We start from the raw sequence: 24,313 nt of genomic DNA on the forward strand, positions 1-24,313 counted from the left end.
GAAGGGCTTTTTTATATTATATTTTAGGGAGGAATTAACCATGTTTAGTCACCAAAAATACGAAAAACAATACTATTTGCCGCCGACGCTTTCTTATGACTGGGTGAAGAAAGAGACAGTGGAGAAAGCACCTACATGGTGTAGTGTCGATTTGCGAGATGGAAATCAGGCCTTGCCGATCCCGATGAACTTAGATGAAAAATTAAAAATGTTTCAGTTGTTAGTAGATATAGGATTTAAAGAAATCGAAGTAGCTTTTCCAGCTGCCTCGGAGACTGAGTTTAAGTTAGTACGGACATTGATTGATAACAATATGATTCCTGATGATGTGACGATTATGGTGATTACGCAGGCTCGAGAGCATATTATCCGTCGGACTTTTGAGGCAATTGAAGGGGCGCCAAGGGCGATTGTCCACCTTTATAACTCGACATCAGAGGCACAGCGCCGTCAAGTATTTAAGAAAAGCAAAGAAGAAATTAAACAAATTGCGGTAAACGGTGCTGTGTTAGTCAAAGAATTAGCAGAACAGACAGAAGGTAATTTCTATTTTCAATACAGTCCAGAAAGTTTTCCAGGAACAGAGGTAGATTATGCTTTAGACATTTGTAATAGTGTGTTGGATATTTGGAAACCGACGCCTGATCATAAAGCGATTATAAATATTCCGACAACAGTTGAAATTGCTATGCCTCATGTCTTTGCCAGCCAGATTGAATATATGCATAAAAACTTAGTCTATCGCGATGCTGTTACATTGTCGATTCACCCTCATAATGACCGCGGCTGCGGGGTAAGTGACGCTGAATTTGGTGTATTAGCTGGCGCAGATCGAGTCGAGGGTACTTTATTTGGGATTGGTGAGCGTACAGGTAATGTGGATTTGATTACCTTGGCGATGAATATGTATTCTCAAGGATATGATCCAGGGCTTAATTTCAGTAATTTGGATCAAATTCGTACAAAGTATGAAGAACTAACTAGAATTAAGGTCCATGAAAGACAGCCTTATTCAGGGGACCTTGTTTTTACCGCTTTTTCCGGATCGCATCAGGATGCCATCTCGAAGGGAATGAAATATCGGAAAGAAAATAAGATCGAGAAATGGGATGTGCCATATATTCCAGTTGATCCAGCCGATTTGGGAAGAAATTATCAAACCGATGTGATACGGATTAATAGTCAGTCTGGTAAAGGCGGCATTGGCTATATTTTGGAAACAAACTATGGCATTAAGCTGCCTTATAAAATGAATGAAGCAATGAGTTATTTTGCCAAAAACGTATCCGACCAAAGCAATAAAGAGCTATCTGCAGAGGAAATCTATCAGGTATTTAAAGAGCAGTATGTCGATTTCCAGCCATACTTCCAACTTATTGATTATGAATTTCACAAAGGTGAGAAGCAAGAAGTAACCTTGACATTGCTGAAAGATAATCAACATGTTGTGATTCAGGGAGAAGGCAATGGAAGCTTAGACGCAATCAGCAATGCATTAAAGAAGCACTTCGATATCGATTATGCATTGGAAGTATATGAACAGCAATCCTTAGGTACAGATTCTATTGCAGATTCTTGTGCACAAATTGGTATTTCTCTTCAAGGTCATATGTATTGGGGAGCAGGAATTGATGAAGATATTCTGATGGCTTCTGTGTATGCCTTGGTTGTGGCAGTAAACAGACTAATAGCTTATCAAGCAAATGAACAAGAATAAGCTGCCAGGAGGAAAATGTTTTAAAAGCCAAATATCTAGTATCGGCAAAATCAATCTAAAAAAAAGAAAAGGATCTCATTAACTGAATTTTTAACCAATTATGCCAAACAAGATGTAGAGCATAAACAGATTTATCGTGGTGTAAACCGTCCGTCAAATTCCTTTCTTTAAGGATAACAAGATATGTCTTAGGAATAAACGGACGCTAACACCCTGATAAATCTTGTCACACTTATCGGAGCCTCACAGGCAGACGTTTCAAGCCTCGAATAATAAAGCTTTGCCTCCATTCCAGTTCAGATAATGGTGCAGCTAATGAGATATTTGGATACTGTTCCAGCAACACACGGATAGCAATTTCACCTTCTAATCGGGCTAAAGGAGCACCAAGGCAATAGTGAATACCTTTGCCAAAGGCCAGATGAGGGCTCTGTTCCCTAGTGATATCCAGTTGATCTGCGTTTTCGAACAAGTCTGGATCATGATCAGCAGAAGCCAGTGATACAATCACATGATCGCCTTTAGTTACTTGTTGGCCCATAAATGTAAAAGACTCACGTGCCCAGCGATCCGTACTAAATTCCACTGGACCGTTAAATCGCAGCAGTTCCTCGACAGCTTGCGGAATAAGAGCTGGTTCTTCTTTTAATAATGACAGTTGTTCAGGATGGGTGAGCAGAGCTAATAAGCCATTTGCAATCAGATTGACAGTTGTTTCATGGCCTGCCACAATCAGCAGCATAACAACTCCATAGAGTTCTTTGAGAGTTAACCTTCCGCCATCTTCTTCAGCAACCATTAATTCCGACAACAAATCTTCTTCAGGAAATTGCCGTTTTTGCTCTAACAATTTTTCCAGGTAAGCCATAAATTCGGCTGTTGAGGCTTCAAACTGCTCATATTCTGTCACATCTACTAAAGCATTGGACCAGCGTTGGAAATCAAGACGATCCTCTGAAGGAACACCTAGCAGTTCACATATTACTTGAATAGGAATAGGAAAGGCATAAGCTGAAATAAAGTCAATCGTTTCCTGCCCCTTCATTTGATCCGCTTGATCTCGTGCTATTTCTTCAACCCGTCCCCGCAGCTTTTCAATATTTTTTGGTGTGAATCCACGCTGGACTAGTTTTCGCAAACGTCGGTGATCGGGCGGGTCCACGAATAACATACTTTGTGAGATAGGGGTCATATTGTCATCTGTTACTTCATTAGGAAATACCGTTCGCATATCTTTAATAAAGCGTTCGTCTTTTAGTACCGCTGTCGCTGCATCATACGTAAATGCCATCCATGAATAATGTCCCTCGCCAACCATATTTACTTTGGCAAAGGGGTGATGAGACCGAATCTGCTTGTAATAGTCATAAGGGTTTTGATGGAACTCTTTTGAAAAAAGACGAAGTGATTGAATATCCATTGGGTAAACTCCTCTCTTCGATCATGCACACTTGTATATAGTGAAGCTTCGTTCAATGGGATGTGCTAGTGCAAATCATTTCGATGGGATGAGTAATCGCAATCCCAGACGTTGCGACACGACGTCGCGAACTTAGTCAGCTTCCTTCTCATCCCCGCTGAACATTAGTTGTACCAATCGGACCGTTACTGGTTGTTGGATTTCCCACTTAGCAATGACATGTTCCCTTTTTTCTTGAAATGGGAGGTCTTACAGCCAGTTACACTGCGATAAAAAATACCTTGAATGTATTGTAATGGTAATTGTATCTGAAAACAATAGACAATTAGAGTACAACTGTATATTAATAGACATTATGAAAATGTTTGATCATAAAAATAATTCGTTATCTATGCTGATGAGTTTGCCGAAGAGAAGTTATGGAAGTATATAAAGTTATCTATAGGCAATGATATCGAATTTTCTAAGGTATCGGTTTATAGACTCGGTATACATGTTATGTGACGGGGCGACTAATATTAGCTATAATAAATCATGGCATCCAGGGTTAATCCGAGTGGTTCATTAATCCTGTTTCAGTATTAAATGTTGTCGTGCAAAAAAACTTGATGAATACATTAGCAATACTAGAACTATTCAACAAAGTAGGTATTACAATGATCAATCAATCGACTTAAAAAAAGAGGTAAAGTCAGTTCGTTTTTTAAGTTTTAGAAAAGATTGAAAAGGCTTTAGAATGTCAGCCGGGTGCTAGTTTAGCATATAAAGAAGGATAGGCAGAGTATGATCCCCACTGTTATTTGTCTAATAAGGAGGCAAACGAATGAACTACAAAATTGAGTTTAGAAGATTACAAACAGGTGATGAACAGAGTCTTTCGGAACTGGTCGAATTATATAATCAGGCATTTGAAACTTCTGATCAAGTGAATACAAAAGGTGTTAGCAATTTGTTAGCCAATCCGCATTTTATCTGTTTGGTTGCCTTTGATTGCCAACAAGTGATTGGCGGACTGACAGCATATGAATTGGAAATGTATAACCAAAGCAGTCCATCGGTATATGTTTATGATTTAGCTGTTGCTGCTTCCTATCAGCGCCAAGGCATAGGTACTAGGCTATTCCAAGAAATGATAGATTACTGTAAAAGATATCAAATCACTGATTTGTTTGTGCAGGCTGACGCCGAAGATCAGCATGCTATTCAGTTTTATCATAAGATAGGTGGAGAAGAATCGATGACATTTCATTTTACATTTCGACCTTTCCAGCCATAATTAATATTTTATTCTCTTTATCCCGCTGTCCATTAACAGGAAGAAACAGCTCGTCTGTCGTACAGATATGTCAAAAAGTAGAGCATATTTTAAGAACTTGTGAAAGGAGGGTGTTAGTTGAAGTCTGAGATAGAGATAGCAGAGTATACCCTTGATTAGGAACGGGAATTTTTGGCACTCAAAAAAGTATGGATGGCTGAAATAGGGCCATTTATCTTAGCGATTGAGCATGTTGGGAGCACATCAGTTAGGGGACTTAGCGCTAAGCCCATCTTAGATATAGATATAGTGATAGCAACTGATTCTAGTTTTGTGAAAGTCAGACAAGGGCTTGAAAAATTAGGTTATGTTGATCGAGGAGACTTAGGAATAAAAGGAAGAGAGGCTTTTGGCCGGCAAAATAAAGAAGTCCCCTGGAATAAGGAACAGACGAATTGGATGGCGCATCATCTATATGTATGCACACAAGATAGCAGAGAGTTGCGCAGACACTTGGCATTCCGCGATTATCTTCGCAATCATTCTCAAACAGCTGCAGCATATGAACAATTGAAACGAAATCTGGCTCAAACAGCTAAGGATAGAGAACACTATACTGCCGCAAAAAGCACTTTTATCGAAGAAGTTCTGAAAAAAGAGCAAATCAGCCAATAAAAGTGTGTGATGGCAATTGGTTAGCGAACGCACCATAAAAAAACCCCTCAAGTTCAACTGTACTTAAGGGATTTTTCAGGCAGAAGAGCTTGTTGTCAAGCAATACTAAACAGATGTTAAGCTGTCTTATTCACCGGGGTTTCCCATACTTCCAACAAATAAGATCACACCCTGCTCCATATCGGTAATGGTAAAGAGAAAAGGTCTGTTGACCTCCATTTCAAAAGGATCTTCTAATGGGGCAGAAGTGACGTCAATTGATACAGAAGTAGTTCCTGCTGCTTCTGTTCCTGCCTCATCGACGCTAATAAACGTCTTATGAAGAATATCATTAATATAGGCATTGGTTGGTTCTGTTAATTCCAACATATTGGAAAAATCCGCTTGATCAGGATCAAAGGCTTGCTCGATTCCCAACTCTTGGAACCATTGATTAAGCTCTGTCTCATATTCTAGTTCAAAGGAAGGCAGAGAGATGGAGCCTGTCTCTATTTGCATCGCCTTGGTCCATTGCTGCCATTTTTCTAGGTTGAAATCGGCTTGAAAGTCATGAAAGTTACTCTTTTCATTTGGAAGAAAAATATGCATTTGGATCGATTCATCTTCCCCATAAGGCAGGGCCACAGCCTGTACCTCTTCATTCTCTAGGTAAGATACATCCTCATGCAGTAGCATAAATGGTGCTTGAACCGTGTCCCCATCGCTTAAATGAAAGTCTTGTTCTTCTGTCCATTCTTCATTAAAGGGATAAGACCAAGCCCCTTGGAAATAGACAGCATTCAGTAACAGCAAGGCCAGACTTGGATCTACTTGGTCTATCATTTGATCGATTCTGTCATTTGTTTGTTCAGCGATCCAGTTATTGATTGCCTCAGCAGTTGTTAATGGCTCTATCTGTGCAAGGTACTGTTCCTTCATTTGTTCTTGATAGGTGGGTTGAAGGGTAAAAGATTCATTCAACCATAAAGAATTAGCAAGCGATAACTCCAAATCATCTTCTGTTTTTGTGATTTCCTTAAGCAAGGAGTTATTAGCAGAACCGAGAGCATTGGCATCGATATGTTCTAATATAAGTGCCTGCTCTATTTCGGCTTTTGTCTCACCATTGGCGCCATGATAGGCCATATTCATAGCAAGCCAAATACTAATCGGCGAAACGAAGCGGTTTCCGTCTTCGTTCTCTTCCAATTGAGAGACTGCTTTCAATCCAAGTTGGTTTATGCTAGTTTGAACTGCTTCCATGGAGATGTTGTCTTCGCCCCCCGGTTCGTGTGCAGATTCCTCTTCATTAAACTGATTAGAACCACAAGCTGTTAAAAAAAGTAGGGCAGTACAAAGCCAAATTATGTTTTTAATCACTCTATCCACTCCTTGTGATTATTTTTGTTAACCATATCATATTTGGAAACAACCAACAACTTTTCTAGATAAAGTGAAATTTTATTCGATGGGGGGTTCGACGCATATGATATATTAGTGCGGACATTGCGACACAACATCACGAATTAGTCCTAGTGCAACCATCTGTAAGATCTCCGCATCAAGATTAAAAGAAGCTGGGCGGAAAGTAAGGATTCTTATATTAACAGTTTTGCCAAATTTGATAGGAATAAAGGCCTTCACTACTAGGAATTACATGTTATCATGATAATTAGATGAAACATTTACCGATCGTTATTCGTTTAACAACTAGGGAGGGATTAGCCATGCTTTTTGAAGGTAGGAAATATTCCATTAAGTCAAAGGATTATGCTGAGGCACTACGCAAAGGTATTGAGCAGTTACTCACCGATGATGAAACATTAATAGGATTTTATAAGACAACCAACAAACTTACCTATTATATAACCATTCAAAAGGCAGGAACGATTGAATTCCAGCAGTTTCGTTTAAGCACCCATAAAGCTAAATACTCATTTTACAGCAATCGCACCTTTCTTATGCCTAGTAACCGTCATTTTTCAGAATTAGCAATAGAAATAAGAGAATATTTAGATCGTGCAGCTTGGTATATGTTCAAATATGAGTATTATTTTACATTAAAGGTATTGCAGATGACAGACAGGAGACGGATGGGTTTCTATATTGAGAATTTATTTGATGTTTTTGAAGGATCGCAAGGAAAGATGGTATTTTATCAAAAGCACAAAACATGGAAAGATAACTCAATGAGAGTGGTGAATGAAAGTTTGCAGCAGCAGCTAAGGGCTTTATTCGCTCAAGGATTATTGTCTTCCTATCCTAGCCAAGGTGATTTTGAAGTGTACATTACCTTGGCAGGCAGAGTCTTACTAGAAGAGAATGAGTCCGCCTATTTAGAAGAATTCAAACAAGATTTGAAGAAAGTAAAATGGATAGATATAGAGGTTCCGGTAAAAGAAGAAACAAAGGATTTTCAGTAGACAGTTTATAAAGGAGTGTACAAATGGATACGCCGTATATTATGATGCTGATAGTTACCTTATTAGCCATCATTGGCAGCAGTTTTTTGCCGAAATCAAGTACGTTTACCATTAGGATTGGTGCAGCATGTTGGATATTGTTAAGTACTTATTTTGTTATCGAATGGATCGTCCTGCGAGCTAGTACAGCTTTTTATAGTGTTCTGCGGCAACCAATGAGTGATCTGGGAGTGACAGCGTGTGGCACAGATACGTATGTCCTCGCAAGTTACGAAATTTGTTCCCCTTATCACCTATGGATGAATTGGACCTTTACCTTAACAGGCCTTGCAATTGCTGTAGGTGCTGTATGTTTACATAGCTGCTGGCCTCAGTTGAAGCAAACAAAGATAGCTACAGGTTTATTGATTGTTTTGGGGGTGAGTTACAGTCTGTCAGGTATTTTTCCTGCGAATGTGAATTTCGACTTGCATACATGGCCGGCACTTCTAGGTATGCTTGTGCAGATTCCTGCCCTTATCTTGATTGCTCGTTCGATTCGTCCGTCTATGCCAAAGTTAGCAGTATGGACATGGTGTTGTACCGTGCTCACCTCTGCAGCCTTCCTGCTGATCTGTCTGCAGCCAATGGTGCCATCTCTGCCTGGAGGCCTTTTGCAGCGTATCTTCTATGGTGCCGTATTTCTGTGGATGGTGGTAACTGGTGTGGTGCTGTGGCGAAATAAGGATTAATAAATATACATCTACAGAACAAAGAGACATAACACCAAATGAATATCTAAATTCTCTTTAGATAATGTTATTTGTGCCAAGTCGGAATTACTTGATTTAATCTATACCGTATTATCCGGGTATATGATTGTGCCCTTACCCATTTTTAAAGAAACTTCTGCTGTAAAGGATGATACAAATGGACAGAAAGAGGTTTGGCTATTCTTCAATATATTTCAGATGGACTTGGTACAAAAGAAATTGCTGCTAAGCTGTTTCTTGCCGATCGAACGGTCGAGTACCGTCTGACCCAGATATACAAAAAGCTCGAAGTGAAAACAAGGGGAGAAGCAGTTAAAAAAGCAATTCGTCTTCAATTACTAGATGTATAGAAGATATACTTCTTATGTTTAGGACTTAGATAAGGAGTTGGAATATTTCAGCTGCAGTAGAGGGAGACAGTACAAAAATCTTGTAACTGCCACTAGAATTTTTTTCTTGATGATGGAGTGATGTTTATAATGAAATGTGTAGTTAGGCGTGAAGTAAAAAATGTATAAGTCTATTATCTAAAGGTCAGTTATGGATTATGCCTGTTTCGTTTAAATTTGTCTTGTTTGTTGCATTTATGTATGTGGTTGGGACTGGATTAGATGTAATGGGAGCTGCATCTTCTATTGAATATGGTAATTGGCTCCTATTAGTATTCTCAATGAGTCTTCTGTTTGTTGGGACAGTCTTACTTGGACTGGGAACGGTTATTGAAAGAGATACAAGGGAACAAGTTTTTTGGTGGCAAAAGAGCAAAAGTTTATCCGCATACTTAGGCTACTTGTAATTTCAGCTTTTTAAAGGAATATGCTGTCTTTGATCAGTGCAGAGAGGCCGCTTAAAAGGCAAGCAATGACTGTATGAAGATGTAGTGAATGATTAATTGTTGCTTAGGTTAACTCATTTTGCTTTGTCTCAGCCTATTTTGTTATACTAGATGAAAATATCTGTCTAGTAAGGGAGCGGCATATATGATCATCTGGCTAAATGGCGCCTTTGGTTCAGGAAAAACCACCTGTGCCTATGAATTACAACGACGACTTCAAGATTCGTTTGTCTATGATCCAGAGAATCTAGGCTTTTTCTTAAGGGATAATCTACCGGAACAAATGAAAAAGTCTGATTTTCAAGATTATCCAGAATGGCGGAAAATCAATTATCAACTATTGTATTCGCTTGCAAACGAGTATGAAGGAACGATTATTGTACCGATGACACTGATTAAACAGCAATATTATCAGGAAATAATTGAAAGATTAGCAGAACAGGGAATCAAGATCAAGCATTTCATTATTCATGCTCAGAAATCCACACTGATCAAGCGTTTGAATAAGCGCTTGGAGTTTGGTAACAGCTGGGGAAAACAGAAGATTGATCAATGTATATATGCCTTTGAACATGAAATCTGTCAAGAGAAGATCATCACCGATCAACAAACGATCGATCAAGTTGTAGAAGAAATTGCAAAGCGAGCAGGTGTGAAACTTTTGCCAGATCATCGAAATCAGTTGAGAAAACGATTAGACCGAATACAAACACAGTGGCAGCATATTCGATGAGAATGGGGAAAACCAATAAGCATATCGATTGTTGGCGTTAAGGGGCAATAAGTACATAGAAACCAAATGTTTATGATGGAACTAATGAGTGAGTAAAAGGAAGACAAAGTGCTTTCGCAGCCTAAGTCTTCCTTTTGGATGGAAATTATAAAATTAGTCTTCATAGATAACCTAAGTACAATAGTAGCTCTAGCTTCGGTCGCCCTGCAACTAGCGTAGTTTCCCTCAGCTGCGTACGGTAAAGAGGAATTACCGATTGACGAAGGCATAGGCTTAGTCGCCCTTTTATTGGTTAAAGGCGGCCACGTCCTGTGAACAACGCCGATACTAGAACATCTTGTTCGTAATGTTTTTGGATGAAAGTCAACATCAACTCCTAAAGTCGCCGTGTCTTCCTTTATTTCCTGCGCTTTAGTCCAATTCGTAAATTGCTAAACGGCTCTACGCTTTTGTTTTTATACCTGTCTTTGTTTTTGTGTTGTGGTTTGTAACAATTTTTCCAGAAACTGCTTCTATAAGTTCTTGAGCTGTTTGAGGAACGAAATTTTTCAGGATAGAATTGATCATTGGTCCCATCGCTCCATCTGCAGTAATGTCAAGCTTTCCCATCATTTTCGTGCTTGTTTCATCTACCTCGATCGCTTCAAAATAACCACTTCCGCCAAATTTATCGGACATATTCGTTAAATTGAATTCTACCTTATTTGGTTCTTGCCAAATGGTAATATCTACTTTTAACTTTACCTTTTTCTTCATAAAACCTAGGTCACCTTTGAATTCCCAAGTTGATTCATTATCATTGATAAGTTCGTGGTCGATATAGCCAGGAACCAGTGGTGCCCAGTTATTAATTGAACTGACGAAATTCCATACGTCTTGGATGGGAACATTTATTTCTGTTGTATGTGTACCTGCTGGCATAACGAAAAACTCCTTCTTTTGAATTTCTTTTATCATGGTGTCAATCATCTGGATGATCTTCACTTAAAGGGCAGCAATGGATTGACACCCCGATAAATTTCGTTGCCCATCAGTGGATTTTTTCGTAATCTACTGATGGAAGTCTCGCTTTACACGTGTTTATCATCTGATGTGGCGGCAGCTATTTCTGCCAGAATGTCCTACCAGATCCAATCGTTACGCCTGTATCAGGGAAAATTTCCCCCTTCCAAACATCACTGCTAAAATCTGGGTTTTGTTTCCGTGTAATCCGATAACTTGATCGTTTTGATCACTTATTGGACCGCTGGAAGTACCTAATAATTCAAAGTGAATGGTATAATAAGGTGCTTGCTTGGTCCATGGTTTAATTCTGCAGAATTGCCGCCACTTCCCATCCCTTCGAAAAACAATTCTCCATGGTGAAAGTCTGGGTCATATCCTTTTTCAGCATGTTCTTTAAAGCCATCCACATTTACGCCGATTTTTCAGCCAATTATTCTAAGCTGTCAGCAGGGCGTATCCAGTCTGAAGTAATGGTTACGACTAATTCATTGTCTTTAAGCTGTTTATCATGCTGAAAATTCAGCAGGATATGTTTGTGTTACTTCATCATATTCAAGAAACTTCCTCGGCATGTCTTATAAATCGATCTTTCATAAACAAAACGCTTACGAAGGGAATTTATTTTGTTTTATTTCTCATTAAAAAATGGATAGAAAGGTGGAAGTGTGATAGATTCAATAGCAAGTAATTTCTCGGATTAACTAAATAATAATGGATCAAATGTCTAACTAAAAAATGAATAGTTTGGCTCAGAATGCATGGTAAGAGATACAGTTGTAGACCATTTCTCAGAACGCAAAAAAAGCCAAACTATATTCGCCAGGAGGGAGAAAGAGTGCGATCAGAACCTATCCGAGTGGTAGTTGGTGCAGGTGGCTATAATAATAATCCAGGCTGGACACATACTAATGAAGACGAGATTAACCTGCTTGACAAAAGCACATGGCTTGAAAAATTTAAGGAAGGTACGCTTACAGCTATTTTAGCGGAGCATGTCTGGGAACATATAACCTATCAAGAGGGGGTGCAGGCGGCAAAGATATGTTATCAATTTTTGCATGATGACGGTTATGTCCGTTGTGCGGTACCAGATGGCTTTTTCCCAGATCCCGCTTATCAGGAAATGGTTCAAGTGGGCGGTCCTGGGCCGAAAGATCATCCTGCTGCCAGTCATCAAATAGTCCACAATTATAAAACATTAACTGCGATGTTTGAAGAAGCTGGTTTTGACGTGATATTGCTTGAGTTTTGTGATGAGGAAGGCAATTTTCATCACAAAGAGTGGGATGGGAAGGATGGGGTCATCTTTCGCTCTATGCAGTATGACCCCAGGAATCAGTATGGAAAACTGACATTCCCTTCTTTGATTATCGATGCACGCAAGCGGGATGGCATAACGTCTTGCAGCTTGCCTTGATAGATAAGAGTTAATTCAGGCAATTGCTGCAAATCTTGCGGTGTGATTAATTCAAATGGTTTATGAAAAGATGCAATCGCTGCCTCTGCCAAGATATAGGCAATAAATTGTGAGCAGAAGTAGGCATTTTTCCGATGGATGGGCTTATTAAACATAACCCCGAATAACCCTATAAAATTGTAGTGATAGTTTTCCGGACTGCTCATAAACAGGGATAAAGAATCTTTTAATCTCTGTTCTTGTTCTGCGCTTATTTCACAAGCATAGATCGAACAGTCTGCCCTCTGAAAAAAGGACTCCTGCGTTTCTTCTTTTACAAATCCCCCTAAAAAAGGGTTACGAGGATATTTTCTGCCAAAACTGTACATTTCCTTTAAACTGAGGTCTAGAGCTATGGAAGCATGGTTATAGCTGGCCTTTGTATATAATCTAATGGCCTTTGTAAATAATGTACCAGTGTTTGTGAATAATAAGTAGATATATTTTTTTCTCATCTCAATAGCCCCTATAGTTTTTTCTTTATTATATGTGAAAATGACTTGCATGATAAGAGCTTTTAGATGTAAAAATTGCTAATTCTTCGGACCGATCTCATATACGCCTTGAGGCTTAGTTTTTTCATCATAAAAAATTGATTAGCTATCAAAAACCTATATAAGATCAAACATCTTACAGATTCTAAATTAATTTAGCGACCTGCTTGCTTTGTTTTGAATGTCATGAACGGGGCAATTTACGTTATTACTTAATAGGGAAGGGGTAGTATGTCAATCATTTGTTTGGAAGGAGCGAGTGCAGTTGGAAAAACGACAACATTTATGGCAATGGCAAAGAAAACGAGTACGTATGTCATTCCAGAAGACCCAAAAAAAACAAACGGTATTTAGAACGTCAAGTAGAGCGTTGGTAAATTGCGCTAGCAGAAATTAAAGAATATGATACGGTCATTCTTGATGGCGATATATTTCAACCATTAAGTTATAACTGGTGAAAATTGTATAATCAAAGTTTAGACTTTTTGTATACGTTTTTTCTGGGGGCCGGTAGAATCTGTTTTCAAGTATGTTTATTTATTTACTACGTGAGAAAATCTAAGATATCGAAAAAAATGATGGTACAAGAAATAGAGGCAAAGAACATAAAAGAAAATATAAATGTGATTATGAGTAATTTACCTTTCTATTCTTGATGGGACACTCTGAAAAATTACCTGATACCCGAAAGTGGGTAAGGAAAAACAAAGCATAGTACAGCTTACTAAGCTAACTAAGAGGGCTCTACGTTAGGAAAGTGAACAGGAGAAATGGTGAGTTTCTTTAATTTTCTACCCGCGCTTACCTCGGCTTAGCTATTTTGAGCTTGCATGAGTTCATATATCTTGCGGGCGGTGTTTACATTTCTTACTGTCACTTGTTTGTATACTTTTGATCCAATGAGCTTTGACATGCCACTTTTGGTTACATGTTTCTTGTCCACGGACCATAGGATTGCCCCAGAGACATATTTTACCGTGTCAATATTGGGTTTGATCACCAAATTCTTAAGGACAGATTCATCATCAATTTCATCCCATAAAAACATAACATCACTTTTCATTTCCTTGTCATTTTTCCATGTATCAGGAATAGCATGAATGATTCCTCTAACATCATCTATACTGCGTACCACTACTTTAATTTGTAATCCGAAATCATTATGTATCGCTTCTTCTAAAATTTGAGATAGTTCGATTTTGGATGTATCTTTATAGGAAAAAATTATATTCCCTGTATTGATGTATGTCACTACATCATTCATCTCGACTTTTTCAAATGTTTGCTTAAGTAACTTCATGTCAATTTTATTATTTCCACCCACATTTATTCCTTGAAGAAGAGCAATGTAAATCATAACCATCCTCCTTTTATTATACTTTTATTTTACACTATACCCATGTGGAACTGTGTCAAAAATTGAATACTAGATATAGCGAATCTGTTCAAAAACCTACTATGATCTGCTTGTTATCTTAGTTATATTATACCGTACCTACATTATAATTTACAGACTATTCATAATGATAGTAGTAAAGTGTCTTCATCGGAAATGGTCTTTGTACAGGATTTTCTTTAGCATCAACAGAAATAATGCTGCCCTTCTCATCGTTTATCGAGCCATTCAGACCAATTGCAAGTTGTGTTTGCATAATGAACAGCCTCTCTTTTTGTGTCATAAATCATCGTTACTCTTTCCCTTCGCTTCACCCACGGCACAAAAAATAACTTTCTATTTTTACGTTAATTAATTACCAATTGAATAGAGATTGACTCTGCCCGTTAACTTGATAACAATCATCTCAAAATTCCATAGTATCTGCAATAAGTTATTCATATAATGGGTCATTTGTAGAATAGATTGACTGAAATTTTTAACTTTATTATCTAAAAATCATTGACTTTCACGTTACGTGATAGTTTACTCTAGAAAGAGAAAGGCAGTGGTACCATGAAAAGAAAAATCAAAGAGGTAGCTGATCTGGCTGGTGTTAGTGTGAGAACCTTACACCACTATGATGAAATAGGGTTGTTGTCTCCAGATACTACAACAGAAGCAGGATACCGACTCTATTCGGAAAAGAATCTGGAGGTATTACAGCAGATTTTATTTTTTAGAGAACTTGATTTTCCCCTAAAGAAGATCAAAGAGATTATCAACAGCCCAGACTTTGACCGTTATCAAGTAATGCTGCAGCAGCGTGATCAATTACTGGAGAAAAGATATCGGCTAGATCAGATCATTATAGCAATAAACAAAACGATACAACATATGAAGGGAGAAATGGAAATGACAACAGAAGGGAAATTTGAGGCATTTAAAGAAAGAATGCTGGAAGATAATGAACAAAAATATGGTAAAGAAATTCGTGAGAAATATGGAGAGGAAACTGTAGAAACGAGTAATGCTAAATGGCGAGGTATGTCACAGCAAGATTATCAAGCCATGCTTCGACTGGAACAAGAGCTGTTTGAGTTATTGGAACAGGCTTATGCCACTGGTGATCCCGGTTCAGACTTGGCTCAGGCAGCTGCTGCCAAACATAAAGAATGGCTGATGTATTCATGGTCTGAGTATTCCAAAGAGGCACATGCGGGTTTAGCAGAAATGTATGTGACAGATGAACGTTTTACTGCCTATTATGATAAACATGTTAAAGATGGAACAGTCTTCTTACGTGATGCGATTTTAATTTATACAGGTAAGAAGGAAAGTTAGTTATCAAAATAGAAAAGTCTGCCGTCATGGCAGGCTTTTTTTAGATGTGTTGAAGTCTGCGTTGCCTACTCCGATTTAGCGGGCAGTTTGAACAACCTCTATAAATAGATAATTACAAACATTTAAGATGTAAAATATGATACTATATACTTATTACCAAAAAATAGAGAGAACTCCAACAAGAAACAGGATATCTATTTGCTGCTTTATATGGAATTGCCTGTATCGATGTAGAAGATGAGTGGATGTTTACAAGTAATCAAAAAAAAGCATAAAGGGAGAAAAAAATGTTTTATAAACTAACTTTTTCCATTTATAAAATGCTGGTACATAGTGCGTTTTACCTTTCATCTCAACATGTAACAGGGGAGAAAGCGTGTGGCACAATTCCTTCACATATTGGTATTATAATGGACGGCAATGGAAGATGGGCACAAAAAAGACGGTTTCCGAGATCAATTGGTCACTATGCTGGGATGCTGGCACTTCGGAATATTATCAGAGACTGTCATGAAATAGGTGTGAATAATCTAACATTGTATGCTTTTTCCTCAGAAAACTGGAGAAGACCAGCAAAAGAGGTAAACTATTTGACCAAAGAGCTGCCTTTAGAAGTTTTCAATCATAAAATAGTGGAGACATATCAACGAGATAATATTAGAATTACATTCCTTGGGGAGATCGAACGATTACCTGCTGAGATTACAGCTGCACTAAAGAGTGTAGAGGCAAGGACGGCTGACAATCAGGGAATGTCTGTCAATATTGCTTTAAATTATGGAGGAAGAAAGGATATTCTTCAAGCGGCTAAACGATTGATAGCCGAGAGTTCAGGTGAAGACAATGACTATTTTACTGAAGAATCTTTTAGCGAGTATTTATTCACCAGAGATATAACAGACCCAGACTTGATTATTCGCACAGGCGGTGATTTGCGAGTCAGTAACTTTCTATTGTGGCAGGCATCGAAAGCAGAATTAATGTTTGTTAAGCAGTATTGGCCGAGTTTTAATACAAAATTATTAATGCAGTCTATTACAGATTATAATCTTCGGTTAAAGAAAAGCGATATTTGAGTTACTAGCTAGTAATCAATAAATAAGAGATAAGGTATACACTGGACAGGGAATTTTCTAATCAATCTGGTATATACCTCTTCGTTGTGGGAAATAACCTGTTTTTTATGATGAATAGGGAGATTACAAGGTTTTATATTACGAAAATATTACAATACTCTAATAATATTGACAATTTATGTAGGAAGTCATAAGATAATGTATAGACATCTAAACAACTTGCTGTGTATACCAATGTCTACTATACATAGGGTGTCAAAAAGAAAATAAGGAGGATATTTTTTGAAAGCGATTTCAATTAAGGGGTTTGTTGCTGGTTGTTTTAGTTTATGGCTTGTTGTATCGTTGTTTTTTCCGGATATGATGGAATCAAAAGTTGTGCAGGCGCAATCGGATGAGAACAAGGTTGTCTTAGGATACTATAGTTCATGGAATCCGCCATCAAATGTTGGTGTGGATCAATTAACACATATTAATTATGCATTTGCTGATGTATGCTGGGATGGTATCCATGGGAATCCAGATAACGAAGAAATCCCAGATGGAGAAAAGAAGACATGGGCATGTAAAGATTTACAAGGAAACGAAGATAAAGAGATAGAAAATGGTACAATCGTTCTCTATGATCCAGAAGTGGATTTGGTGGAACTGCCGAAGTTGGAAGCACTAAAAAGTCAAAATAGTGATTTGAAAACATTAATTTCTGTTGGCGGTTGGACACTATCTAATAATCTATCATTAGTAGCGAGCAGTGAGGAGACACGACAGGTTTTTGCCGAATCAGCAGTTGATTTTGTTCGAACTTTTCATTTAGATGGTTTGGATTTAGATTGGGAATATCCAGTGGCTGGAGGTATGCCAAATAATCATCGTGATCCTAGTGATAAGCAAAATCATACCTTGCTGTTACAGGCTGTGCGTGATGCATTTGACCAAGCAGAACAAGAGGATGAGAAAGAATACTTGCTGACGATTGCAGGTGCGGCTACTTGGGCATATGCAGAGAACAATGAACTGGGGAAAATCGCTGAGATTGTTGATTATATGGCGATTATGGCATATGACATTAATGGAACTTGGTCAGGACTAACCGGACATAACGCCCCGTTATATGGTGATCCCTTGGAGACGGAATTAAGAGGCTGGACATTTGGAGTAGCCAGCACAATAGAAGTTTATGGTGATGTGCCAAGAGACAAGCTTTTACTAGGTGTACCTTTTTATGGACATTCATGGGCTGGGTGTAATCCTGACCAAGATGGTAAGATGGCGATGGAGAACGGTGCTTATCAAGAATGTGCGCCGGGATGGGAACAGCAAGGTATTGAAGGCGGAACGGTTAATTATCATGTGATTAAGTCATTGATTAATCAAGATGGCTACAATTATTTCTTTGATAATACATCAAAGGTACCTTATCTCTATAATGAGAAGCAGGGGGAATTTATTTCTTATGATAATGTAGAATCTTTAGGGTATAAGGTTAATTTTATTAAGGAACAAGGCTTGAAAGGCGCGATGATTTGGGACTTAGCAGGAGATGATCAGGATAAAAATTTATTGAAGACAGTCTCTTATGGGCTGGGGGTATCCGCTGAGGCACCGACACCTGATCCAGAGCCAGTAGTGGAACTTCACTTAGAAGATGATCCCGCACCAGTCAGCGCAAATAGTCTGATTAAAATATTGGCAGATGGACAGGAAACAGGTGTAGAATTGCAGCTGCCAGCCGATTTACCTGCTGGAACAACATTGCAGGTGACAGAGCCTGTAGAAGGGCTGGAGCAGCTGACTGATTTAGCGGCAGCAGGACCAGTGTATACCTTCCATTTTACTTATCCAGATGGTGAGTCATTTACCAGTGAGGAAGGCTTTAGCTTAACTATGCCTGTCGAAGAAGAAGCGGAGTCACCAGCAATCTATTATTTTAATGTAAAGAATAATAGCTGGGAGCAGGTAGACAGCGAAGTAAATGACGGAAAAATTATCATAACGGTAGAACAATTTTCTACTTATGGAGTGTTTGTCGCAACAGGGGAAAACGAAGAGGATCCAGAAGAAGAAATTCCAGGCGATGGTGAAAAAGAAGATACTGATCCAGGCAATGGAGACGGAGAAAAAGAAGATACTGATCCAGGCAATGGAGACGGAGAAAAAGAAGATACTGATCCAGGCAACGGAGACGGAGAAAAAGAAGATACTGATCCAGGCAATGGAGACGGAGAAAAAGAAGATACTGATCCAGGCAACGGAGACGGAGAAAAAGAAGATACTGATCCAGGCAACGGAGACGGAGAAAAAGAAGATACTGATCCAGATAACGTAAAGGAAGAGAATGTTGATGTCAGTGCAGGTGATGGTAATAAAACAAATAATAACTCGGGTGTAAATCAGGACGCAGAGAGTGGAAATTATCTTCCTAATACAGCAACGGCCTTGTTTAACTATCTTTTGATTGGATTTATAATCTTGCTGGCTGGGGCAGGTATATTTCTTTATAAGAGAAAAAAGCAGGTAGCAAAAACTAGATAAGTGGTTCAAGCAGCAGTTTGTATGATACAAACTGCTGTTTTTTGCCCCATTGCCGAAAGGCGTGCTAAAAATCTGTGTGTTACTTGTTTTGCCCCTTTTATTTACTTAATTATGTATCCGTTCTCAAAAATAGATTGATAGTATGTTATACTAGAACTGCTAATTTCATATTCGATTGGAAAAATGAAGGGAAAGGGATAATGACAACTTATATAGCTTTGTTACGCGGAATCAATGTAGGCGGGCATAACAAAATAAAGATGGTCGAATTGAGAGATGCATTGACCTTATCAGGCTTAACTAATGTGAAGACATATATTCAGAGCGGGAATGTGATATTTCAATCCGAACAGCCGGAAGATAGTTTACAGAAACAAATAGAAGATAAGATTTGGTCAGACTTTCACATTCGTACTAGTGTTGTATTAAGAAACGCCGAAGAATGGCAAGTATTAATGGAAGGTCTTCCATTTTCAGAACAGAAGATAGCTGACGCTGCTGCAACTGCACAAGGACAATGCCTTCATGTGGCTATGCTGGCAAAGGAACTTAACCCAGCCGTTACCGAGCAATTCTTGCGTTATACGAATGAACAAGAATGCGGTGCAGTAAAAGGCAGAGATATTTACTTGTTGTTTAATAACAGTATCCGCAATGCGAAACTGGCAAATCAATTGAATAAGCTGGAAGTACCAGCTACGGTTCGCAATTGGAAAACCATCTGTAAGATAGGAGAAATAGTACAGAGCTAACAAAAGGGATATAAAGTTTGTTTATCAGATAAACTAAGTAATATGCTATAATATTGTTAACCGCTTGCAAATTTAGAGTCAGACAGTTGCTGTTTCGAATAGCAAGGTCTAAGGCTTCCATTTGCCAGCTAAAAATATTACATAAAAAGAGGTGGATCAGCATGACAACGATGAAAGCTGCAATTCTAAACAAACCGTTAGATATCGAAGTAAAGGAAATAGCCGTCCCAAAGCCAAAAGAAGACGAAGTGTTAATTAAAGTGCATTGTATCGGAGTTTGTGGTTCAGATGTCCATTATTATGAACACGGGAAAATTGGCAGGTATGTTGTAGAGAAACCGATTATTCTGGGTCATGAATTGGCTGGAGATATCGTAGAAGTAGGCAGCAAAGTGAAAAATTTAGAAGCAGGAGATCGTGTAGCAGTAGAGCCTGGTGTAACATGCGGAACATGTGAATATTGTAAAACCGGCAGATATAATTTATGCCCGGAAGTTCAGTTTATGGCAACTCCGCCAGTAGATGGAGCTTGGGCTGAATATGTAACGATCCGCAGTGATTTTGCCTTTAAGATACCAGATCAAATGAGCTATGAGGAAGGGGCATTAATTGAACCGTTATCTGTAGGCATTCACGGTATGCAGCGTGGCAAGGTGCACCCTAATGACAAAATGCTGATTACAGGTCTGGGACCAATCGGTTTGCTGGCAATTAAAGCAGCGAAAATCTTTGGAGTAACCGAGATCTATTGTTCGGATGTCGTCCCTTTCCGCCGAGAATTGGCGATGAAGTTAGGAGCAACGAAAGTATTCGATCCAACACAAGACAATATTCGTGAAGAAGTAGATCAACTGACTACAGGCAGCGGTATCGATATTGCAGTGGAGACTTCTGGTAATGGTCGGGCCGTGCAAGATGTGCTGACTATTACTAAGCGAGGCGGAAGAATTGTATTAGTTGGGCTGCCGGCAGTATCAGAAGTGCCGATTGATATTACACATATAGTCGATTCTGAATATGATATCTATGGTATGTTTCGTTATGCAAACAGTTATCCAACGGCGATTCAAGCGATTGGCAATAACGACCTTCAACTGGAAGATGTGATTACTCATAAATACAGCTTGAATGATATTAAAGAAGCGGTCGAAATGGCCAGAACACAGAAAGATACTAGTATCAAAATTATGATTTATCCAGGGAAATAATGAAAGTGCGTGTTCAAACAGGGAAGAGTGCCACATTCGGCACTCTTCCCTATCTTCTTCTAAAAAAAATCGTCCGCCATATTTTCAAGAAATTCGTTAATAGTGGTCAGCTCATCTGTTTCTATTAGTTGAATCCCAAGTTGTTCGAATAAAGGGCTAGCGATGGCGGCATATAGATTTTCCAACATATAAACGGACGCTGGTAAGTGGTTGAGGTGCTTCAAAAACTGGAAGAAATTCACTTGTATTCTTGCAGCTCATCTGCCAATTCAATTAAATTGATATGCATGACGTGTATCATGGCAGCTTGCGGTGAACAGATGGGAATAACATTTTCATAGGCGAACGCATAAGATATACAGCAGGTTTACACAAGGCTGACTATCAGTGGGAGTTTTGAGATTCTTTATCGAAGATTGGAACGAAATTTATCGGGAAGACAGCGTTTGTTAGAGCGATTCAGCTTTTTTCCACACCTAAAGCAATCCAGATATTTTACAAACAGCTGCACCTGAATAAAAGACAGAAAGGAGGATGGCATTGTATAATTTATCAGGATTCTCTTCTTCTAACAAGCAAGCTGGGCAATACACAGCTGATCAAGGGAAGCGTCCCTATATTGTCAATATTGCAGAAGCAGCAAAGCGAAATCAGACCTATCGAACGGCAATCTGGACAGGAGAATATTTGCAAGTAACATTGATGTGTATTGCTGCAGGTGATGATATCGGTTTGGAGATTCATCCAGATACAGATCAATTTTTGCGCTTAGAACAGGGGCAAGGATTGGTGTTAATGGGCGATCGTCAGGATCATTTACCTTTCCAACAGTTCGTTTGCGAGGATTATGCCATCTTTGTTCCAGCAGGGGCGTGGCATAATGTGATCAACATTGGGGAACAGCCATTGAAATTATATAGTATTTACGCCCCGCCGCATCATCCATTTGGTACGATCGAACAAACAAAGGTTGATGCCGACGCCCATGAGAGGCAGCTGTGATTCATTATTAGGTATCAGACCAGCTAGCGGATAAAACAAAACAGGAAGACCTATTAAATAGGCGCTTCCTGTTTTTAGTTTTTTTAGTCAGCTGAGTCGTTTTTTTGGATAGCTTCTTTAACAGTATCTAAGTCGATATCTGCTGGGAAGCTTTGTTTTGGTTCATCACTTGCATTGTTTTTGGAGGCACCTTGCAGTAACTCCTTGATATCAATGCCAGATGTTTCTTTCAGGCTTTCTTGAAGAGTTGATATTAAGTTAGTAGCATAGCTGGAAACCTTATTGGCACCGCCATTTGATCCGCTGCCTCCTGTATCAACAACTGTAATCTTGTCAATATTAGCTAATGGACTAGCCACTTCTTTAGCATATGCAGGAAGCATCTTGATAATCATATCTAGCATGGCAGCTTCTCCGTATTTTTCGAAGGCAAGTGCAACTTTTTCTTTTGCTTCTGCTTCGGCAAGACCTTTCAGGCGGATAACTTCTGCTTCTGATTCCCCTTGTGCACGTTCTGCGTCTGCTTTGGCTAAACCATCTACACGTATTTTTTCAGCCTCTGCACGAGCAGCTGTTTCGATGCGATATTGGTTGGCATCTGCTGTTGCCATTTCTCTGGCTTTATCCGCTACCGCTGCTTGCTCAACAGCATATCTGTCGGCATCTGCCTTCTTTTTCACTTCTGAGTCGTATTGTTTTTCTCGACGTAATATTTCTTTTTCTTCTAGTTCAATTTGTTTTTGACGCTCAATAATCTGGATTTGCATCTCTTGCTCAGTTACTTCTTGCTTAGATCGAGCCGTTTCAAAATCATAGGCTTGGTCAGCACGAGCTTTTGCACTGTCTTGCTCACGGCGGTACTCAGATGTCTTTAATTGATTCTCTTTTTCAGCCTCGGCAATCTCAGTTGCTCGCTCCAATTCGGCGCGTTTGGCATCTTTTGCTGCTTCGGCACGTTTGATACGTGTTTCCTTTTCTGCTTCTGCAGTAGCAATATCGGCGTCACGCTTTACTTGAGCAATTCTAGGTTTACCAAGTGATTCTAAGTATCCATTGCTATCGCGAACATCTTTGATGGTGAAAGAAACAATAATTAGTCCCATTTTCGCTAAATCATTAGAAGCAACTCGCTGTACTTCTTGAGAAAACTTGTCGCGATTTTTATAAATTTCTTCGACTGTCATGGAGCCAAGGATGGAGCGAAGATGTCCTTCCAGTACCTCTTTTGCCTCCATTTCACGGTCTTGTTTGGATTTACCAAGGAATTGTTCAGCAGCTGTGGCAATTTCGCTTATCGATCCGCCGATTTTAATAATAGCAGTCCCATCAGCTTGCACGGGAACACCCTGTTCCGTGTATACTTCTGGCGTAGTTACTTCCAGTTTACTAGATAGTAGACTGAGCGGTTCGGCCTGTTGAAAAACCGGCATAACAAAGGTACCGCCCCCACGGATGATTTTGATCTTGTTTCCAGCCTCATCCACATGAACATTTTTTCCTCCTAAATAACTTCCTGTGACAATAAGGGCTTCATCTGGGCCTGCTGTACGGTATTTGGTCACAAATACTCCCAACAAGGCTAAGAGAACCGCTGCAGCCACAATAATGACAATCCAAAGTTCTGACATTATGTATCCTCCTTTAAATTTTATTTATTGCAACGCCAACTAGTTATCATATGATAGAGAGTTGGCGGATGCTTCCTTTACTAGTGTCACGGTTGATAAGGACTGACATGCAAGACCCCGTCTTTAATCTCGATCACCAAGACACGTTCGTCTTGTGGGATCTCTTCATTATCATAACTGACAGCTGGCTTGGAAATAACCCCGCTCTTCCATTGGATCATCACTTCTCCATAACCATTGATTGGAACGGATACAGTGATTATTCCGGTACTCCCCACTAATGACTCTTCTGAATATCCCCAAGACCCCTCAGCTGAACGAATCGGCACCAGTATGAATAAGTGTAATAAGGTGACAAAAATTACCCCGGCAACTGCCGCAATCAAGAGAATCCATACACTTGTCCAGTTCGTCAGCCATTCGAGGCAGTAGCCAATTGCTGAAAAGAAAGTGAAGAAGGAGAGAACCAGTACAGGGTGTAAGAAAGGAATAGCTTCAAAAATACCATCTAATAAGTCCCCAAATAATAAAGTGATAACGGTTAGAATGGCTGCAATGATCAGTACCCACAAATACAAATCTTGCATAGCATAACCAAATAATGTCATAAAATCCCTCCTTATACTTTATTTTATCATAGTGTGATTAACCC

25 protein-coding genes are annotated in these 24,313 nt (G+C 39.1%); 16 read left to right on the forward strand and 9 right to left on the reverse strand.

Annotated features, from left to right (window positions below; genetic code table 11):
• Window positions 1-40: 40 nt before the first annotated feature.
• The gene (locus tag JOD18_RS06075) at window positions 41-1,717 is read left to right on the forward strand and encodes a 2-isopropylmalate synthase (protein ID WP_204668043.1); all 1,677 of its coding nucleotides are present in this window, start codon (window positions 41-43) and stop codon (window positions 1,715-1,717) included.
• A gap of 232 nt (window positions 1,718-1,949) precedes the next feature.
• On the opposite strand, the gene JOD18_RS06080 is transcribed toward JOD18_RS06075, so the two are convergent.
• Window positions 1,950-3,137 carry a cytochrome P450 family protein gene (locus JOD18_RS06080; protein WP_204668044.1) on the reverse strand — a complete coding sequence of 396 codons (1,188 nt, stop codon included), beginning with the start codon at window positions 3,135-3,137 and terminating at the stop codon, window positions 1,950-1,952.
• 823 nt (window positions 3,138-3,960) lie between these two features.
• On the opposite strand from JOD18_RS06080, the gene JOD18_RS06085 reads away from it, so the two are divergent.
• Together JOD18_RS06085 and JOD18_RS06090 are read left to right on the forward strand one after the other, a co-directional pair.
• A complete protein-coding gene (locus JOD18_RS06085; protein WP_204668045.1) occupies window positions 3,961-4,413 on the forward strand; it encodes a GNAT family N-acetyltransferase in 453 nt (150 codons plus the stop codon).
• Window positions 4,414-4,584: 171 nt separating this feature from the next.
• The gene (locus JOD18_RS06090) at window positions 4,585-5,067 is read left to right on the forward strand and encodes a GrpB family protein (protein WP_239587949.1); all 483 of its coding nucleotides are present in this window, start codon (window positions 4,585-4,587) and stop codon (window positions 5,065-5,067) included.
• A 126-nt stretch (window positions 5,068-5,193) separates the two neighbouring features.
• On the opposite strand, the gene JOD18_RS06095 is transcribed toward JOD18_RS06090, so the two are convergent.
• Window positions 5,194-6,426, reverse strand: coding sequence for a serpin family protein (locus JOD18_RS06095; protein ID WP_204668046.1), 1,233 nt, complete (start codon window positions 6,424-6,426; stop codon window positions 5,194-5,196).
• A gap of 347 nt (window positions 6,427-6,773) precedes the next feature.
• On the opposite strand from JOD18_RS06095, the gene JOD18_RS06100 reads away from it, so the two are divergent.
• The 5 genes from JOD18_RS06100 to JOD18_RS06120 all read left to right on the forward strand — a co-directional run bounded on the left by JOD18_RS06100 (window position 6,774) and on the right by JOD18_RS06120 (window position 9,789).
• Complete coding sequence (locus JOD18_RS06100; RefSeq protein WP_204668047.1) at window positions 6,774-7,469, forward strand: hypothetical protein; 696 nt, start codon at window positions 6,774-6,776, stop codon at window positions 7,467-7,469.
• A 23-nt stretch (window positions 7,470-7,492) separates the two neighbouring features.
• Window positions 7,493-8,200, forward strand: a complete 708-nt coding sequence (locus JOD18_RS06105; RefSeq protein WP_204668048.1) for a DUF998 domain-containing protein — start codon at window positions 7,493-7,495, stop codon at window positions 8,198-8,200.
• Window positions 8,201-8,394: 194 nt separating this feature from the next.
• Window positions 8,395-8,571 (forward strand): response regulator transcription factor, encoded by a 177-nt coding sequence (locus tag JOD18_RS06110; RefSeq protein ID WP_204668049.1) that lies wholly within the window; start codon window positions 8,395-8,397, stop codon window positions 8,569-8,571.
• Between the two features lie 164 nt (window positions 8,572-8,735).
• Window positions 8,736-9,017, forward strand: coding sequence for a DUF443 family protein (locus JOD18_RS06115; protein WP_338029498.1), 282 nt, complete (start codon window positions 8,736-8,738; stop codon window positions 9,015-9,017).
• 184 nt (window positions 9,018-9,201) lie between these two features.
• Window positions 9,202-9,789, forward strand: a complete 588-nt coding sequence (locus tag JOD18_RS06120) for a P-loop nucleotide/nucleoside kinase family protein (protein ID WP_204668051.1) — start codon at window positions 9,202-9,204, stop codon at window positions 9,787-9,789.
• Window positions 9,790-10,230: 441 nt separating this feature from the next.
• On the opposite strand, the gene JOD18_RS06125 is transcribed toward JOD18_RS06120, so the two are convergent.
• Window positions 10,231-10,710 (reverse strand): SRPBCC family protein, encoded by a 480-nt coding sequence (locus JOD18_RS06125; protein WP_204668052.1) that lies wholly within the window; start codon window positions 10,708-10,710, stop codon window positions 10,231-10,233.
• Window positions 10,711-11,629: 919 nt separating this feature from the next.
• On the opposite strand from JOD18_RS06125, the gene JOD18_RS06130 reads away from it, so the two are divergent.
• Window positions 11,630-12,211, forward strand: a complete 582-nt coding sequence (locus JOD18_RS06130) for a class I SAM-dependent methyltransferase (protein ID WP_204668053.1) — start codon at window positions 11,630-11,632, stop codon at window positions 12,209-12,211.
• Here JOD18_RS06130 and JOD18_RS06135 read toward each other — a convergent pair.
• Window positions 12,130-12,705, reverse strand: a complete 576-nt coding sequence (locus JOD18_RS06135) for a hypothetical protein (RefSeq protein ID WP_204668054.1) — start codon at window positions 12,703-12,705, stop codon at window positions 12,130-12,132. The two genes, JOD18_RS06130 and JOD18_RS06135, sit on opposite strands and share 82 nt — an antisense overlap.
• Before the next feature lie 270 nt (window positions 12,706-12,975).
• On the opposite strand from JOD18_RS06135, the gene JOD18_RS24585 reads away from it, so the two are divergent.
• On the forward strand, window positions 12,976-13,098 hold the full coding sequence (locus JOD18_RS24585) for a hypothetical protein (protein ID WP_275582966.1): 123 nt from the start codon (window positions 12,976-12,978) through the stop codon (window positions 13,096-13,098).
• A gap of 457 nt (window positions 13,099-13,555) precedes the next feature.
• On the opposite strand, the gene JOD18_RS06140 is transcribed toward JOD18_RS24585, so the two are convergent.
• Window positions 13,556-14,101, reverse strand: a complete 546-nt coding sequence (locus JOD18_RS06140; RefSeq protein ID WP_204668055.1) for a DUF1697 domain-containing protein — start codon at window positions 14,099-14,101, stop codon at window positions 13,556-13,558.
• 157 nt (window positions 14,102-14,258) lie between these two features.
• Window positions 14,259-14,396, reverse strand: a complete 138-nt coding sequence (locus JOD18_RS06145) for a hypothetical protein (protein WP_204668056.1) — start codon at window positions 14,394-14,396, stop codon at window positions 14,259-14,261.
• A 299-nt stretch (window positions 14,397-14,695) separates the two neighbouring features.
• Between JOD18_RS06145 and JOD18_RS06150 the strand changes: the two genes are divergently transcribed.
• The 5 genes from JOD18_RS06150 to JOD18_RS06170 all read left to right on the forward strand — a co-directional run bounded on the left by JOD18_RS06150 (window position 14,696) and on the right by JOD18_RS06170 (window position 21,031).
• Window positions 14,696-15,463: a MerR family transcriptional regulator gene (locus tag JOD18_RS06150; RefSeq protein WP_204668057.1), complete on the forward strand. Its 768-nt coding sequence runs from the start codon at window positions 14,696-14,698 to the stop codon at window positions 15,461-15,463.
• Window positions 15,464-15,750: 287 nt separating this feature from the next.
• Window positions 15,751-16,539: a polyprenyl diphosphate synthase gene (uppS, locus tag JOD18_RS06155; RefSeq protein ID WP_204668058.1), complete on the forward strand. Its 789-nt coding sequence runs from the start codon at window positions 15,751-15,753 to the stop codon at window positions 16,537-16,539.
• 282 nt (window positions 16,540-16,821) lie between these two features.
• Window positions 16,822-19,071, forward strand: coding sequence for a glycoside hydrolase family 18 protein (locus JOD18_RS06160; protein WP_239587950.1), 2,250 nt, complete (start codon window positions 16,822-16,824; stop codon window positions 19,069-19,071).
• 200 nt (window positions 19,072-19,271) lie between these two features.
• Window positions 19,272-19,823 (forward strand): DUF1697 domain-containing protein, encoded by a 552-nt coding sequence (locus JOD18_RS06165; protein ID WP_204668059.1) that lies wholly within the window; start codon window positions 19,272-19,274, stop codon window positions 19,821-19,823.
• Window positions 19,824-19,984: 161 nt separating this feature from the next.
• A complete protein-coding gene (locus JOD18_RS06170; protein WP_204668060.1) occupies window positions 19,985-21,031 on the forward strand; it encodes an NAD(P)-dependent alcohol dehydrogenase in 1,047 nt (348 codons plus the stop codon).
• Window positions 21,032-21,090: 59 nt separating this feature from the next.
• On the opposite strand, the gene JOD18_RS24955 is transcribed toward JOD18_RS06170, so the two are convergent.
• Window positions 21,091-21,273, reverse strand: a complete 183-nt coding sequence (locus JOD18_RS24955; RefSeq protein ID WP_420827782.1) for a DUF6930 domain-containing protein — start codon at window positions 21,271-21,273, stop codon at window positions 21,091-21,093.
• Window positions 21,274-21,565: 292 nt separating this feature from the next.
• Between JOD18_RS24955 and JOD18_RS06175 the strand changes: the two genes are divergently transcribed.
• Window positions 21,566-22,033: a cupin domain-containing protein gene (locus JOD18_RS06175; RefSeq protein WP_204668061.1), complete on the forward strand. Its 468-nt coding sequence runs from the start codon at window positions 21,566-21,568 to the stop codon at window positions 22,031-22,033.
• 83 nt (window positions 22,034-22,116) lie between these two features.
• Here JOD18_RS06175 and JOD18_RS06180 read toward each other — a convergent pair whose 3' ends face one another.
• On the reverse strand, window positions 22,117-23,661 hold the full coding sequence (locus JOD18_RS06180) for a flotillin family protein (RefSeq protein ID WP_204668062.1): 1,545 nt from the start codon (window positions 23,659-23,661) through the stop codon (window positions 22,117-22,119).
• Between the two features lie 86 nt (window positions 23,662-23,747).
• Window positions 23,748-24,269 (reverse strand): NfeD family protein, encoded by a 522-nt coding sequence (locus JOD18_RS06185; RefSeq protein ID WP_204668063.1) that lies wholly within the window; start codon window positions 24,267-24,269, stop codon window positions 23,748-23,750.
• Window positions 24,270-24,313: the final 44 nt, after the last annotated feature.

It is taken from the genome of Gracilibacillus alcaliphilus (assembly GCF_016909015.1).
Lineage (GTDB): Bacteria > Bacillota > Bacilli > Bacillales > Amphibacillaceae > Gracilibacillus > Gracilibacillus alcaliphilus.

What these genes read in the sequence shown, in the direction of transcription:
- JOD18_RS06075 (WP_204668043.1), top strand. Translation starts at nt 41, where the DNA reads ATGTTTAGTCACCAAAAATACGAAAAACAATACTATTTGCCGCCGACG.
- JOD18_RS06080 (WP_204668044.1), bottom strand. Translation starts at nt 3,137, where the DNA reads ATGGATATTCAATCACTTCGTCTTTTTTCAAAAGAGTTCCATCAAAAC.
- JOD18_RS06085 (WP_204668045.1), top strand. Translation starts at nt 3,961, where the DNA reads ATGAACTACAAAATTGAGTTTAGAAGATTACAAACAGGTGATGAACAG.
- JOD18_RS06100 (WP_204668047.1), top strand. Translation starts at nt 6,774, where the DNA reads ATGCTTTTTGAAGGTAGGAAATATTCCATTAAGTCAAAGGATTATGCT.
- JOD18_RS06105 (WP_204668048.1), top strand. Translation starts at nt 7,493, where the DNA reads ATGGATACGCCGTATATTATGATGCTGATAGTTACCTTATTAGCCATC.
- JOD18_RS06120 (WP_204668051.1), top strand. Translation starts at nt 9,202, where the DNA reads ATGATCATCTGGCTAAATGGCGCCTTTGGTTCAGGAAAAACCACCTGT.
- JOD18_RS06125 (WP_204668052.1), bottom strand. Translation starts at nt 10,710, where the DNA reads ATGCCAGCAGGTACACATACAACAGAAATAAATGTTCCCATCCAAGAC.
- JOD18_RS06135 (WP_204668054.1), bottom strand. Translation starts at nt 12,705, where the DNA reads ATGAGAAAAAAATATATCTACTTATTATTCACAAACACTGGTACATTA.
- JOD18_RS24585 (WP_275582966.1), top strand. Translation starts at nt 12,976, where the DNA reads ATGTCAATCATTTGTTTGGAAGGAGCGAGTGCAGTTGGAAAAACGACA.
- JOD18_RS06140 (WP_204668055.1), bottom strand. Translation starts at nt 14,101, where the DNA reads ATGATTTACATTGCTCTTCTTCAAGGAATAAATGTGGGTGGAAATAAT.
- JOD18_RS06145 (WP_204668056.1), bottom strand. Translation starts at nt 14,396, where the DNA reads ATGCAAACACAACTTGCAATTGGTCTGAATGGCTCGATAAACGATGAG.
- JOD18_RS06150 (WP_204668057.1), top strand. Translation starts at nt 14,696, where the DNA reads ATGAAAAGAAAAATCAAAGAGGTAGCTGATCTGGCTGGTGTTAGTGTG.
- uppS (WP_204668058.1), top strand. Translation starts at nt 15,751, where the DNA reads ATGTTTTATAAACTAACTTTTTCCATTTATAAAATGCTGGTACATAGT.
- JOD18_RS06165 (WP_204668059.1), top strand. Translation starts at nt 19,272, where the DNA reads ATGACAACTTATATAGCTTTGTTACGCGGAATCAATGTAGGCGGGCAT.
- JOD18_RS06170 (WP_204668060.1), top strand. Translation starts at nt 19,985, where the DNA reads ATGACAACGATGAAAGCTGCAATTCTAAACAAACCGTTAGATATCGAA.
- JOD18_RS06175 (WP_204668061.1), top strand. Translation starts at nt 21,566, where the DNA reads ATGGCATTGTATAATTTATCAGGATTCTCTTCTTCTAACAAGCAAGCT.
- JOD18_RS06180 (WP_204668062.1), bottom strand. Translation starts at nt 23,661, where the DNA reads ATGTCAGAACTTTGGATTGTCATTATTGTGGCTGCAGCGGTTCTCTTA.
- JOD18_RS06185 (WP_204668063.1), bottom strand. Translation starts at nt 24,269, where the DNA reads ATGACATTATTTGGTTATGCTATGCAAGATTTGTATTTGTGGGTACTG.